Annotated in this window: 12 protein-coding genes and 1 riboswitch; of the genes, 5 read left to right on the top strand and 7 right to left on the bottom strand. The window is 68.5% G+C overall.

The genetic code is table 11. The features are described from left to right. The first annotated feature begins 31 nt into the window (after positions 1-31). Positions 32-1,027: a transcriptional regulator FtrA gene (gene ftrA / locus ASC81_RS04865; RefSeq protein ID WP_056263348.1), complete on the top strand. Its 996-nt coding sequence runs from the start codon at positions 32-34 to the stop codon at positions 1,025-1,027. A 33-nt stretch (positions 1,028-1,060) separates the two neighbouring features. On the opposite strand, the gene ASC81_RS04860 is transcribed toward ftrA, so the two are convergent. Then, complete coding sequence (locus ASC81_RS04860; RefSeq protein ID WP_056263346.1) at positions 1,061-2,149, bottom strand: hypothetical protein; 1,089 nt, start codon at positions 2,147-2,149, stop codon at positions 1,061-1,063. A 211-nt stretch (positions 2,150-2,360) separates the two neighbouring features. Between ASC81_RS04860 and ASC81_RS26870 the strand changes: the two genes are divergently transcribed. Continuing rightward, complete coding sequence (locus ASC81_RS26870; protein ID WP_156391740.1) at positions 2,361-3,314, top strand: hypothetical protein; 954 nt, start codon at positions 2,361-2,363, stop codon at positions 3,312-3,314. 391 nt (positions 3,315-3,705) lie between these two features. On the opposite strand, the gene ASC81_RS04850 is transcribed toward ASC81_RS26870, so the two are convergent. Then, on the bottom strand, positions 3,706-6,165 hold the full coding sequence (locus tag ASC81_RS04850; RefSeq protein WP_056914112.1) for a winged helix-turn-helix domain-containing protein: 2,460 nt from the start codon (positions 6,163-6,165) through the stop codon (positions 3,706-3,708). Positions 6,166-6,285: 120 nt separating this feature from the next. Between ASC81_RS04850 and ASC81_RS04845 the strand changes: the two genes are divergently transcribed. Further along, positions 6,286-6,978, top strand: a complete 693-nt coding sequence (locus ASC81_RS04845) for a hemerythrin domain-containing protein (protein ID WP_056263341.1) — start codon at positions 6,286-6,288, stop codon at positions 6,976-6,978. A gap of 98 nt (positions 6,979-7,076) precedes the next feature. After that, positions 7,077-7,736, top strand: coding sequence for a peroxiredoxin (locus tag ASC81_RS04840; protein WP_056263338.1), 660 nt, complete (start codon positions 7,077-7,079; stop codon positions 7,734-7,736). On the opposite strand, the gene ASC81_RS04835 is transcribed toward ASC81_RS04840, so the two are convergent. Together ASC81_RS04835 and ASC81_RS04830 are read right to left on the bottom strand one after the other, a co-directional pair. After that, positions 7,717-8,673 (bottom strand): LysR family transcriptional regulator, encoded by a 957-nt coding sequence (locus tag ASC81_RS04835; protein ID WP_056263336.1) that lies wholly within the window; start codon positions 8,671-8,673, stop codon positions 7,717-7,719. The genes ASC81_RS04840 and ASC81_RS04835 overlap by 20 nt on opposite strands. A gap of 12 nt (positions 8,674-8,685) precedes the next feature. Then, positions 8,686-8,934 (bottom strand): hypothetical protein, encoded by a 249-nt coding sequence (locus ASC81_RS04830; RefSeq protein WP_156391738.1) that lies wholly within the window; start codon positions 8,932-8,934, stop codon positions 8,686-8,688. On the opposite strand from ASC81_RS04830, the gene ASC81_RS04825 reads away from it, so the two are divergent. Beyond that, positions 8,933-10,171: an MFS transporter gene (locus ASC81_RS04825; RefSeq protein ID WP_056263333.1), complete on the top strand. Its 1,239-nt coding sequence runs from the start codon at positions 8,933-8,935 to the stop codon at positions 10,169-10,171. The genes ASC81_RS04830 and ASC81_RS04825 overlap by 2 nt on opposite strands. Here the strand turns inward: ASC81_RS04825 and ASC81_RS04820 are convergent. The 3 genes from ASC81_RS04820 to ASC81_RS04810 all read right to left on the bottom strand — a co-directional run bounded on the left by ASC81_RS04820 (position 10,159) and on the right by ASC81_RS04810 (position 12,263). Further along, positions 10,159-11,097, bottom strand: coding sequence for a tRNA-dihydrouridine synthase (locus tag ASC81_RS04820; protein WP_056263330.1), 939 nt, complete (start codon positions 11,095-11,097; stop codon positions 10,159-10,161). The two genes, ASC81_RS04825 and ASC81_RS04820, sit on opposite strands and share 13 nt — an antisense overlap. A gap of 133 nt (positions 11,098-11,230) precedes the next feature. After that, positions 11,231-11,722: a YgjP-like metallopeptidase domain-containing protein gene (locus ASC81_RS04815; protein WP_056264328.1), complete on the bottom strand. Its 492-nt coding sequence runs from the start codon at positions 11,720-11,722 to the stop codon at positions 11,231-11,233. Positions 11,723-11,771: 49 nt separating this feature from the next. Beyond that, positions 11,772-12,263: a 6,7-dimethyl-8-ribityllumazine synthase gene (locus ASC81_RS04810; protein ID WP_056263328.1), complete on the bottom strand. Its 492-nt coding sequence runs from the start codon at positions 12,261-12,263 to the stop codon at positions 11,772-11,774. Between the two features lie 85 nt (positions 12,264-12,348). After that, positions 12,349-12,499: riboswitch (FMN riboswitch) on the bottom strand. Between the last annotated feature and the right edge of the window lie 40 nt (positions 12,500-12,539).

Raw genomic sequence — 12,539 nt, 5'->3', positions numbered from 1 at the left:
CGCTGTACCGCACGGGCCACAATTGGCGCCAATGACCAAGACCGCCAAGATCACGCCAAACACCGGTCCGCGGGCTGGACCGCTGGTGGTGGCGCCGGTCTACGACGGCCTGTGCACCTTCGAGTTCGCCATCGCCGCCGAGGTCTTCGGCCTGGCGCGGCCGGAGATGGGGCCGGGCTGGTACCGCTTTGCCAGCGCTGCTACCGAACCGGGGCCGCTGCGCGCTCATGGCGGGCTGACGGTCAGCAGCGACGGCGGCGTCGAGCTGCTGGACCAGGCCGACCTCATCGTCATGGCCGGCTGGAAGGGCGCCGACGTGCCGGTGCCTGACGTGCTGGCCAAGCGGCTGCGCAAGGCCTGGCAGCGCGGCGCGCGGCTGGCGTCGATCTGCTCGGGCGCCTTCGTGCTGGCCGCCACCGGCCTGCTGGACGGCCGCCGCGCGGCCACGCACTGGCGCTATGCCGACACGCTGCGCGAGCGCCACCCGGCCATCGACGTGGACGCGAGCGTGCTCTATGTCGAAGAGGACCGCGTCTTCACGTCGGCCGGCAGCGCCGCCGGCATCGACCTGATGCTGCACCTCGTGCGCAGCGACTTCGGCGTGGACGCCGCCAACAGCGTCGCCCGCCGGCTGGTGATGCCCGCACACCGCGGCGGGGGACAGGCGCAGTTCATCGAACGGCCGGTGCCGCGTGACCGCACGAACCGGCTGTCCGGCCTGATGGACCAGGTACGCGCCGACCTGCGCGCGCCGTGGACGCTGGAACGCATGGCCGCGGCCAGCGCCATGAGCCCGCGCACGCTGCTGCGCCGCTTCACCGAGGCGACCGGCCAGTCCCCCGGCGACTGGCTCATCGCCGAGCGCGTCGCCGAGGCGCAGCGGCTGCTGGAAGCCAGCACCCTGCCCGTCGAGAGCATCGCGGCCGAGGCCGGCTTTGGCAGCGTGCAGGCGCTGCGGCATCACTTCCAGGCCCGGCTGGGGCTGGCGCCGCGGGCGTATCGGAGCAGTTTTGGGGTGGGGCGGTAGTCAGTCCGCCTGCAAGTTGGCTCGCGTCATCTGCTACATCGCCGCTGCCGTCTCCGAAAGCAAGGCTGCGATTGCATCGCCCGGATAGGGTGCGCGTCTGTCTTCGCTGTGCAGCTTGACGTAGAAGTCATTGACGCGAGTGGCAACCGGCGCGTGGCGGTGAACGATCTCAGCCGCGTAGGTGGGCATGCCGGGCACCAGCTGGCGTACGGACTGACCCTGTGCGACGGCACGGACCAATTCGAAACGACCAAGCACGTCGTCTACCGCCGGCGCGAAGGCCTTGACCAGGCCATTGACCCATTTGGCCAGTGCGTACCCGCGATCCAGGCTCGCGTTCTGGTGCAGATAGTCCTCTTCATCCGTCGAAAGTGCGAAGCGCGCGGATGTGGCTAGGCCGAGGTCAGCAAAGTACAGCCGCTGCCCATCGGTCAAGATGTTCTCGAAGTGGGCGTCGCCATGGAGCAAGCCCAACGAATTCATCGAGGGAATGTCGACGGTCAGGCCGCGTTCGACCATCTCCAAGGCCGACGTCACCGCCGCTGGCTGCGCGCCGAACTGGCGCTCCAACCACGCATTGAGCGTCCAGGGAACGTGCTCCAGAAAGATCATGAGGCTGTACTTGGCATCGGCGAGTGCCACAAGGCGGGCTCGCATGGCGTCAGCGCCGCCCCAATAGCTGGTCATGCGCTCTACGTCGGTCCATTCGACCGGGCGCGGTGCGGCGCTTGGTGAAGACGGGCCTTCCAGCACACGCCAGTGATACATGAGCGGAAAGCACTCCAGCTGCTGCGTCAGCACCCAGCCCGTCGTCATGACGTTGGCGGCCAGTTCCCGCCACGCGCCGAAGCCCGCCGACCCGACGTTGCGCTGGCAGTACGTAGGAAGTCCGAAGAGATTTGCCGTCGACATCCGGTGCGCCGGATGCAGCTCGAAATCGGTCAACCGCACGCGCTTGGCAAACACCTGGTGTCCGTCGAGCGCGAACGTCAGCGTGGTTCCGCCGATGCCTGACGCCAGTTGCTCAGCCTCATCCACCAGCTGAGCCAGTTGCGGGTCGCTTTGGAGGGCCAGCGCGGTCGAGAGGTGCGCAAACCTCGCTAAACGCTCATGGTGTGTCATTCAAACTGCGGCGGGAGTTTGGAGTTAAAGCGAACGCGTGCAGCCTAGCAGGCAGGTGCTCGATGCGTGGTCCCGGCCAGGAGCGGCCGGCCGTGAGAGTCGGCTATCAGGTCGTCAGCATGCCGATCGTTGGCCATGATCACATGCTCAAATGTTGAGCAGCCATCGTTAACGATCTTCCAACAACTCGTCAGGCATCGGAATCCACCCAATGAATTGCGCCCTGTGTGGAAACGCGGCAGCTGTCGTCGGACCAGATGCCTCCGGTCGGGATTGCACCCTTGTCGACTGCCCGCACTGTGGGAAGTTCGGCATCACTGGCACCTTGGCAGCAACTCTTTCGAACTTGCTCCTTGCAAGGGATAGCGCGCCGAAGCTAAGCCATGTCGTCCGCAAGGCTCATGAGGCAGAGCAGCAACTGCTGCTGAACTCGTACACCGCCGAGGCCATTCTTCAGAATCCACTTCCGCGTCCAAGAGAACAGGCAGACTTACTCGTTCAATGGCTGGCCCGCCACTCTCCGGGGCCCGGCGAATCCGTCGAGCTCAACTACGACCTGCAAGGCGCTGTCGTCGGTGCCAAATCCCATGCAGGCTTCTCGATGCTCATAGAGCATCTGAAGAATGCAGGTCTTGTCACCGGCCCGCATGAAACCTACCTGTCTGGAGAGTCCGTCGCTCACGTAGCGCTCACCTTCTCCGGTTGGGACTACTACGAATCGCTGCGATCCGGCAACGCAACGTACCGTAAGGCCTTCATGGCAATGAAGTTCGGAGACCCGACCCTGAACTCGCTGCTTGATCGAGTGCTCAAACCTGCGGCACAGCGTGCTGGGTTCGATCTATTCAAGCTTGATGATCGACCTGTGGCAGGCCTTATAGATGACCGCATGCGCGTGGAGATTCGGGCCTCCGACTTCGTGGTCGCGGATTTGTCGCACGACAACCTCGGAGCCTATTGGGAAGCCGGGTATGCGGAAGGACTGGGCAAGCCGGTGATCTACACATGCGAGCGCGATAAGTTCCAGGCAACGAGAACCCACTTTGACACGAACCATCACCTGACGATCGTGTGGGATTCCGCTTCGCCCGAGGAGGCTGGGCATCAGCTTGTGGCAACCATTCGAGCAACGCTTCCGCACCTGGCAAAGCTCACCGATGCATAACTCCTCTCTAAAGTTGATGCGCTAGGGCAGGCGCTGCAAGCCCAACCTCAGGTACTCGCCGTACTGCCTCAGTGCCGGCTGCATCACCACACTCAGAAGCGCAGCTGAGCTTAACGTTGAGCGACTGCTTCAACGCGAGTTACGGGCCCTAGTTGATCGGCGGCTTCGGGTCGATTGCGTGAGTTCGCGGTCACCAGTGGCAAGCATTCGATGAGGTCGGCGTCACTTCCTCCGGTGAGTCCCAGCCGACATAGCGCAACCCCGCAGACCGGTCGCTGAGACAGTGCCACAACCGGCGCCCCGATGACCGGAAAGGGCCTACTACCGTAAGCGCGGCATGCAGCGACGAGCCGCTGATCGCTACAAAGTGGTCCGCTGGCCGACACGCCCCCTACCGCCGCAACACCAACCCCTCCACCGCCTCATCCCCCAGCGCCCGGCCCTCGGCCTCCAACGCTGCGGTGATGTCGTTGCCCAGCAAAGCCCGGCCGGCGTCCAGCGCGCCGTCCAACGCGCGCAGCTCCAGCACGTCCAGCGCGGTGTCGTTGGCCGTCCACCGCCCGCGCACATGGCCGGCGAGGCGGCAGGCGGCTTCGATGCGGCCCTGGGCCACCAGCAGCGGCAGGATGCCGAGCCAGGCCACCGTCGTGCCGAAGCGCCACTGCGCGGCGAGCGACCGCGGCAGCAGGGCCTGCGCCTCGTCGAGCCGCCCGAGGCCGACAAGGGCTTCGACGAGGGCGTTCAGCACCCAGGGCAGGCTGCCGTTGCTGCCGCTGCCGTCGGCGTCCAGCACCTCCAGCAGGGCGCGGGTGCGCGTGGCGCCCTCCTCGAAGCGGCCCAGGCGCACCAGCGTCAGGCAGATGTTGTTCTCGGCCACCTGCACGCGCTGTGACTCGCCGAGTTCGCGGGCGGCCAGCTGTTCGCGCTCCATGCAGGCAAGCAGTTCGGCCGTGTCGCCGCGCAGGCGGGCCGCCACGGCCAGCGCGCCGTTCAGGCGCAGCCGCGTCGCGGCCGAGTCGTCGCCCGCGGCGAGCTCGCGCAGCAGCGTGCAGGCCTCTTCCAGTTCGGGCGCGTCCTCGGTGAAGGCGCGCACCCAGTGGGCCGCGGCGATGAGCAGTTCGGCGGGATTGCTGAGCGGCCGCCAGAGGTCGACGGCCTTGCGTGCGACCGGCACGGCGCGTGGGTCGTTGCGGACGAGCAGCAGGTAGCCGAGCAGGGACCACCACAGCGCCTGCACCTGCGCTGGCACCGCTTCAGCACGCGCCTCCATCGCCGGAAGCAGCGACAGCATCCATTCCGTCACCTCGTGGCGCCAGACGGTGAACACCATCACCCGGGCGGCGCGGGCGCCGATCTGGGCGGCGGTGGCGAGGTCGTGCTCGCGCGCCCACAGGAAGGCCTCGCGGACGTTCTGCATGTCGGCCAGCCACAGCGCCGTGTCGTCGCTGGGTGCGATCAACGCGAGCACGGCCGCGGCATGCCGGCGGCGGGCGGAATGGCGGTCGGCATCGCCGAGCCGCGCCAGCGCATGGGCGCGCATTGTTTCCAGCAGGCGGTAGCGCGGCGGGTCTTCGCTGGCAACGCTGACGAGGGAGCGCTCCACCAGGGTCGCCAGGCCGTCGACGACATCCCAGCGGCTGGTGTGCTCGTCGCTGCTGAGCGTGACGGCCAGGTCCAGCGTGAAGCCGCCGGCGAACACGCCGAGCGCGCGATAGAGGCGCTGTTCGGCCGGCTCCAGCAGGCCGTGGCTCCAGTCCAGCGCGTCCAGCAGCGTGCGGTGCCGGGCCGACGAATCGCGCCGGCCGCGGGACAGCAGTGCGAAACGCTCGGCCAGTGCGTCGTGCACGGCCTGCAGGCCCATCAGCGGCACGCGCGCGGCGGCCAGCTCCAGCGCCAGCGGCAGGCCGTCGAGCTGGCGGCACAGCGCGGCCAGCAGCGGGAGTGACCGGGCCGACACGTCGAAGCGCGCATCCACCGCGCGGATGCGGGCCACCAGCAGCGCCAGCGCGCCTTCGCGCGCGTCTGGGCCGTCGACGCCCTCGGCCACTTGCAACGGCTCCAGGCGCAGCAGGCGTTCCCCGTCCACGCCCAGCGGCAGCTGGCTGGTGACGAGCAGGCGCAAGCGGGGCAGCGCAGCCAGTTGAACGGCCCATTCGGCGCAGGCTGCGGCCAGGTGCTCGGCGTTGTCCAGCACCAGCAGCAGGTCGTCGTCGGCCGGGATGCGGTTGAGCAGCTGCGGCAGCGCCTCGCCCCGGCTCAGCTGGCCGCCAAAGGCGCGGGCGATGCCGTCAGGCAGCTGTTCGGGCAATGTCAGCGGCGCCAGGTCAACCCAGGCGCTGCGCCCCGGCCAGCGCGCCAGCGCCTCGCGCCCCAGGCTGCTCTTGCCGACGCCGGGGCTGCCGACGAGGCTCACGCAGCCCGGTGCGGCGAGCGCATCGCGCAGCCGGCCCAGGTCGGCGTCGCGGCCGAACAGCGTGGTCGTGCCGGGCGCGGGCGGCGGCGCTGCAGCGGCCAGCGCGTCGTCGAGGAGCGCGGCCGTGAAGCGGTAGCCGCGCCCGGGCACGGTGGCGATGGCGTCCTCTCCGAGCAGGCGGCGCAGCGCGTTGACCTGCACGCGCAGGTTGCCCTCTTCCACCACCAGCCCCGGCCAGACGCGCTCGATCAGCTCCGCCTTGGTGAACAGCTCGGCGGGCCGGCCGGCCAGCGTGAACAACAGGTCCAGCGCACGGGCACCCAGGGCCGACGGTTCGCCGTCCACCAGCAGCCGGTACTCGGCCGGGCGCAGCTCGAAGCGGCCGTTAGCGCCAAAGCGCAGCGGCTTGGCCGGGAGAGCGGATTCAGTGGCGGGCAAGGCGGCTCCATTCATCGCGCCGGGCACTGTAAAGCCGCCGGTTTAACAACGTTGAACAACCACCGAACGGCACCTGCCGCGAGCATTCGTTCCACAGCAACACACCACCAGGAGCCGACCATGACCGAACCCGAAGTCTCCGTGCCCGCCATCATGCGCAACTACCACGAGGTGCTGCGCAACGACCTGGCCAAGGTGCTGGCGCCGCTGGCCGAGCGCGGCGACCTGGCCGGCTTCGCGCCGGCTTGGGGCGCCTATGTCGACGCCATCGCCGTGCATGCGGCCATGGAAGATGGCGTGGACGGCGCGGGCGGTGGCATCACGGCCATGCTCGATCTGCATTTCGACGGCGCCGCGAACGCGGCCCTGTTCCGCGCCGAGCATGTCGAAGAGCACGAACTGCAGGCCGCCGTGACGCGCGCCCTCCCGATGGGCGTCGGCGCGCTGCGGGATGCTTTCGCCGCCTACCGGAGCTGCGCCGAGGCGCACCTGCTGCACGAGGAGGACATCATGATGCCGCTGGTGAACCGCCTGCCCAGGGAAGGCAAGGCCGCCCTCTTCGCCCAGTGGTGCGTGTCGGCCGGCATCGCGCACGGCGGCTTCGACCATCTGGTGGCCCACGGCGTCGCTTCGCTGGCCGCCTTCGGCAGCACCAAGAACTCGCCCGTCGGCGCGACGCGGGTGTTCGTGCATTCGCTCAAGACCGTCTGCACGCCCGAGCAGTGGGCGCGCTACGGGCCTGTCGCCCGCCGTGCGGCGCCGGTCGACGTGTGGGCGGCGGTGCTTGCCGAAGTGCCCAGCCTCGCCAGCTGAAACCCATAGACCTGTTTCGATGAAGCTCATGCGGAACAAGCCTTTGCTTCGTTCCTATCATTCACCCCCCGCCCCCAAGCCAATCAAGGAGAGCCACCATGTCCCTGCGCATCAACGACATCGCCCCCGACTTCACCGCCCAGACCACGCAAGGCGAGATCAAGTTCCACGACTGGATCGGCGACAGCTGGGCCGTGCTGTTCTCGCATCCCAAGGACTTCACGCCGGTGTGCACGACCGAGCTGGGCTACATGGCCAAGATCGAGCCCGAGTTCACCAAGCGCAACGCCAAGCTGATCGGCCTGTCGGTGGACCCCGTGGACAACCACCACAAGTGGGCGCTGGACATCGAGGAGACCCAGGGCCACCTGCCCAAGTACCCCATGATCGGCGACCACGACCTGAACGTCGCCAAGCTCTACAACATGCTGCCGGCCGACATCGAGGGCACGTCCGAGGGCCGCACGGCCGCCACCAACGCCACCGTGCGTTCGGTCTTCGTCATCGGCCCGGACAAGCGCATCAAGCTGATGCTGACCTACCCGATGACGACGGGCCGCAATTTCGACGAGATCCTGCGCGTGCTGGATAGCATGCAGCTGACCGCCAAGCACAAGGTGGCCACGCCGGTGAACTGGAAGCAGGGCGAGGACGTCATCATTGCCGGGTCGGTGAGCGATGAGGACGCGAAGACGTTGTTCCCCGGCGGCTGGAAGGCGCCGAAGCCCTATCTGCGCATCACGAAGCAGCCGGGCTGATCTTCCTGGAGCGCGGCGGCTTCTCGTCGCGCTCCCACGGCGACACACCGCCGATCTTCTCGGCCATGAAGTCGACGAAGGCGGTCACGCGGGCCGGCACCAGCCGGCGCTGCGGCATCACCGCGTGAATGCCGGTCTCGGGCAGCTTGCAGTCCGGCAGCACCACCGCCAGGCGCCCGGCGCGCAGGTCGTCCGCCACATGCCAGGTCGAGTGCATGGCGATGCCCATGCCGGCCACCGCGGCGTCCCGCAGCACCTCGCCCTGGCTGCTTTCCAACGCCCCGTCCACACGCACGGCCACTTCGCGACCGCGCTTGTCCTTCATGCGCCAGACATCCGCGCGGCCCTGGCTACCGACCAGGATGAGGCAGTCATGCTGCGCCAGCTCTTCCGGTCGCGCGGGAGGGCCACGGCGGCGCAGGTAGTCGGGCGACGCGCACAGCACGCGCCGGTTCACGGCCAGTTGCCGCGCCACAAGGCTGGAGTCTTCCAGCGCGCCGATGCGCAGCGCCAGGTCAAAGCCGGCCGTCACGAGGTCGTGCACCTGGTCGGAAACATCCAGGCTGAGCCGCAGCTGCGGATGCTGCCGCATGAATTCCGGCAGCAGCGGTGATACGTACTGCCGCGCGAACGTGGCCGAGGTCGTCATGCGCAGCGTGCCGCTGACGCCCGTGCCCGCCTGACGCAGCCCCGCCATCAGCGCCTGCAGGTCATCCACCAGCGGGCGGCCCTGAGCAGCCAGCGCCAGGCCTTCGTCGGTGGAGGTGAGGCTGCGCGTGGTGCGATGAAACAGGCGCACGCCCAGCGAAATTTCCAGCGACCGCAGCCGCTGGCTGGCCACCGCCACCGACAGGTCCAGGCTGCGCGCCGCCGCGCTGATGGAGCCTGCGTCGAACACGCGCAGGAAGAGATTCAGATCGTCGACGCGGCTGCTCATGCCAGGCACCTTTCAATGAAACGTTGAAACTGATTCAGCGACCTGGTGGTTTTTACATCGAATGCAAATCCTTAACCTGCCGGTCATCTCCTCGTCCATCGCCGTATTCGGCAGACCGGCCATGCATTCCCCCTCCTCCGCTGCGCCCGCCGCAGCCACACCCACCAAGCGCCCGTGGGCGTACGCGATGACCGCCGGCGCCTTCGGCATCGGCACAACGGTCATCTCCTCGTCCATCGCCGCATTCGACAGACCGACCATGCATTCCCCCTCCTCCGCTGCGCCCGCCGCAGCCACACCCACCAAGCGCCCCTGGGCGCTGTACGCGCTGACCGTCGGAGCCTTCGGCATCGGCACGACCGAATTCGTCATCATGGGCCTGCTGCTGCAGCTGGCCGGCGACCTGCAGGTCAGCGTCGCGATGGCCGGGCTGCTGATCTCGGGCTATGCGCTGGGCGTGTTCGTCGGCGCGCCGCTGCTGACGGCCGCGTTGAGCCGCGTGCCGCGCAAGACCGCGCTGCTGGCACTGATGGCCATCTTCACGCTGGGCAACATCGCCTGCGCGCTGGCGCCCGACTACTTGGTCCTGATGGTGGCGCGCGTCGTCACGTCGCTGGCGCACGGCACTTTCTTCGGCGTGGGCGCCGTCGTGGCCACGAGCGTCGTGCCGGCCGACCGCAAGGCCTCGGCCATCTCGACGATGTTCACGGGCTTGACGGTCGCCACGCTGCTGGGCGTGCCGGCCGGCGCATGGCTGGGCCTGCACTACGGCTGGCGCTCGACGTTCTGGGCCGTCAGCGCCATCGGCTTGCTGGCGATGACCGTCGTCGCGCTGTTCGTGTCGGCCCGCGAGGCGGGTGCCGGCAGCGCCGTGTCCATGCGCGAGGAGTTCAAGGTGCTGAAGCGCGGGCACGTGCTGCTGGGCCTGGGCGCCACCGTGCTGGGATTTGCCGGCGTGTTCACGGTCTTCACCTTCGTGCAGCCGCTGCTGACCCGCCTCAGCGGCTTCAGTGACGCCGGCGTGTCGGCGGTGCTGCTGGTGTTCGGCGTCGGCATGGTCATCGGCAACGTCATCGGCGGCCGACTGGCCGACCGTGCGCTGGTGCCTACGCTGCTGGGCTCGCTGGCCGTGCTGGCCGGCGTGCTGGCACTGATGGGCTTCACGCTGCAGAACCAGGCGCTGGCCGTGCTGTTCATCGGCCTGCTGGGCGCCGCCGGCTTCGCCACCGTCGCGCCGCTGCAGCTTCGCGTGCTGGACAAGGCCAGCGGCGCCGGCCAGAGCATGGCGTCCAGCCTCAACATCGCCGCGTTCAACCTGGGCAATGCGCTGGGCGCCTGGCTGGGCGGCGTGGTCATCGCCGACGGCACGGGGCTGTCTCACGTGCCGTGGGCCGCCGCGGCGTTGACGCTGGGCGGGCTGGCAGTCGCCTGGATCAGCGTGCGCAAGGATGCCGTGCGCGCCACGCGCGCTGCGGCGGCACAGGCTCAGGCCTGCTGAGGTCCGAACAGCCGGCGCGCCAGCTCTTCGGCATCGTTGACCGTGCGCAATTCAGCGTAGGCCGCCTCGGCCTCCGGATAGGCGCGCTTCAGATAGTGCAGCCATTGCTTGAGCCGCCCGCCCTGGTGCTTGGCGGCAACATGGCCGCGGACCTGGTCGAAGAAGACCTGCATCAGCGGCAGCAGCTCGCGCCACGGCACCGGCTCGGCCCGCTGGCCCGCCACGCGCAGCGCCAGCCCGGGGTCGGCCACCATGCCGCGGCCCAGCATCAGGTGCTCGCAGCCGCTGCGCTCGCGGGCCAGCTGCGCGTGCTCGACGGTCCAGATCTCGCCGTTGGCAATGATGGTCAGCGGCACGGCCTCGCGCACGGCGGCGATGCGCTCCCAGTAGGCCGGCGGCTTGTAGCCATCGGCCTTGGTGCGGGCATGGACGACGATCTCCTGCGCGCCTGCCGCGTGGATGGCGCGGGCGACATCCAGCGTGCGGCTGTCGTCCATGTAGCCCAGGCGCATCTTGGCCGACACCATCACGTCCATCGGCACCGCACGGCGCACGGCAGACACGATCTCGTGGATCAGCTCGGGCTCGTCCAGCAGCACGGCGCCACCGCGGTGGCGGTTGACGCACTTGGCCGGGCAGCCGAAGTTGAGGTCGATGCCTTCGGGCTTCAGCTCGGCCAGGCGCGCGGCGTTCTCGGCCAGGCAGGTCACGTCGGAGCCGAGCAGCTGCGGATGCACCGGCACGCCGGCCGCCGTGCGGCCGCCATTCCGCAGCTCGGGCACGATGCGCGTGAACACGCGGCTCGGCAGCAGTTGGTCGGTCACGCGGATGAACTCGGACACGCAGCGGTCCACGCCGCCGACGCGGGTCAGCACGTCGCGCAGGATGTGGTCGAGCAGGCCTTCCATCGGCGCGAGAAGAATCATCTCGGCGCTCCTGCGGGCCGAGCGCCGGGTCGCTCCCAAGCCGGCCCGACATGGCGATGTGCTCGCAGCTCAACGCCGCGAGCATCGCCGCCCCCTCGGGGGGCCGGCCAAGGTACGCCTTGGACGAGGGGCTTCACTGTCCCTCCTGGTTCATCAGGTAGAGCCGCAGGTCGAACTCCAGCTGGAAGTAATCCGGCTCCATGTGCTGGCACAGCTGATAGAAGGCCTTGTTGTGCTCCAGCTCGCGCAAATGCGCCAGCTCGTGCACGACGATCATGTTCAACAGCGCGGCCGGCGCCTCCTTGAACAGCGTGGCGACGCGAATCTCGCGGCGCGTCTTGAGCTTGGTGCCCTGCACCTGTGTGCGGCGGGTGTGTGTCCCCAGGGCCTGTTGCAGCACGCGCAGCTTGGCGTCGAAGCCGACGTATTGCAGCGGGCCGGCATTGCGCATGTGGCGGCTCTTCAGCGCCTGGACGTAATCGAACAGGGCCGTGTCACTGCGCACCTCGTGGCGCTCGGGCAGGCGGCGGGCGAGGTGGTCGGACAGCCGGCCGTCCAGGCGCAACTGCTCAGCCTGGGCGATCAGTTCGGGCGGGTAGCCGGCGAGATAACGGGAAGCAAGCATCAAGAAAAAAGGCGCGGCGCCGCAGGCGGGCACCGCGCTCGGAGCGAGGTCAGGCGGCCAGCGCGTTCAACTGGTCGAGGCTCGCCATTGTCGCGAGGCAGGCGCGTGCCACCTCCACGCCCTTGGTGGAGAAATGCTCGGCGAAGAAGCGCTTGTGCTCGCCATGCTCGTGGAAATGATGCGGCGTCAACACGGCGGAGAACACCGGCACATCGGTTTCGAGCTGCACCTGCATCAGCGCGCTGATGACCGCCTGGGCGACGAAATCGTGCCGGTAGATGCCGCCGTCGACGACAAGGCCGCAGGCGATGACGGCGTCGAAGCGGCCGCTGAGCGCCAGCCGCTTGGCATGCAGCGGGATCTCGAAGGCGCCGGGCACGTCGATGACGCTGACCTGCTCCGCAGGGATTCGACATCGGTCGAATTCATGGCGGATGGCCGACACGGCGACACCGACGATGTCCTTGTGCCAGCTGGCAGCCACGATGGCCACGCGCGGCAGGCGGGTCAGCTTGAAGGTGGGGTTGAGGGTCTGATTCATGGTGTCCTCTAGACAGACGGTTTTCCAGAATCAGGGCAAGCGCACGCCACAGCGCCGCCCCTGCTTGCACAGGCGCGACGCTGCCACGCGATCTCTTTCATCCGGACTGTGACCGTCGGCCCTGGCATCGCACCAGGTCTGCTGACCCTTCGCCGCCGAGGCGGTAAAGGCGCTCGCGGGCTCGTGCTTGCGCACATACCGCCGGTGGGGAATTCCGCCCCGCCCTGAGAACGCTGCTGACCTTGCGGGTCAGCGCGCGCATGCTAACGGCGGGGC

It is taken from the genome of Pelomonas sp. Root405, assembly GCF_001425165.1.
In the GTDB taxonomy this organism is placed as follows: Bacteria; Pseudomonadota; Gammaproteobacteria; order Burkholderiales; family Burkholderiaceae_C; genus Pelomonas.
The sequence above is the reverse complement of the archived record's forward strand: the minus strand, read 5'-3'. Positions and strand labels throughout refer to the sequence as shown.

Bases quoted from the DNA above. Each gene is read 5' to 3' on its own strand.
- ftrA (WP_056263348.1), top strand. From the start codon at position 32: ATGACCAAGACCGCCAAGATCACGCCAAACACCGGTCCGCGGGCTGGA.
- ASC81_RS04860 (WP_056263346.1), bottom strand. From the start codon at position 2,149: ATGACACACCATGAGCGTTTAGCGAGGTTTGCGCACCTCTCGACCGCG.
- ASC81_RS26870 (WP_156391740.1), top strand. From the start codon at position 2,361: ATGAATTGCGCCCTGTGTGGAAACGCGGCAGCTGTCGTCGGACCAGAT.
- ASC81_RS04845 (WP_056263341.1), top strand. From the start codon at position 6,286: ATGACCGAACCCGAAGTCTCCGTGCCCGCCATCATGCGCAACTACCAC.
- ASC81_RS04840 (WP_056263338.1), top strand. From the start codon at position 7,077: ATGTCCCTGCGCATCAACGACATCGCCCCCGACTTCACCGCCCAGACC.
- ASC81_RS04835 (WP_056263336.1), bottom strand. From the start codon at position 8,673: ATGAGCAGCCGCGTCGACGATCTGAATCTCTTCCTGCGCGTGTTCGAC.
- ASC81_RS04825 (WP_056263333.1), top strand. From the start codon at position 8,933: ATGCATTCCCCCTCCTCCGCTGCGCCCGCCGCAGCCACACCCACCAAG.
- ASC81_RS04830 (WP_156391738.1), bottom strand. From the start codon at position 8,934: ATGGTCGGTCTGTCGAATGCGGCGATGGACGAGGAGATGACCGTTGTG.
- ASC81_RS04820 (WP_056263330.1), bottom strand. From the start codon at position 11,097: ATGATTCTTCTCGCGCCGATGGAAGGCCTGCTCGACCACATCCTGCGC.
- ASC81_RS04815 (WP_056264328.1), bottom strand. From the start codon at position 11,722: ATGCTTGCTTCCCGTTATCTCGCCGGCTACCCGCCCGAACTGATCGCC.
- ASC81_RS04810 (WP_056263328.1), bottom strand. From the start codon at position 12,263: ATGAATCAGACCCTCAACCCCACCTTCAAGCTGACCCGCCTGCCGCGC.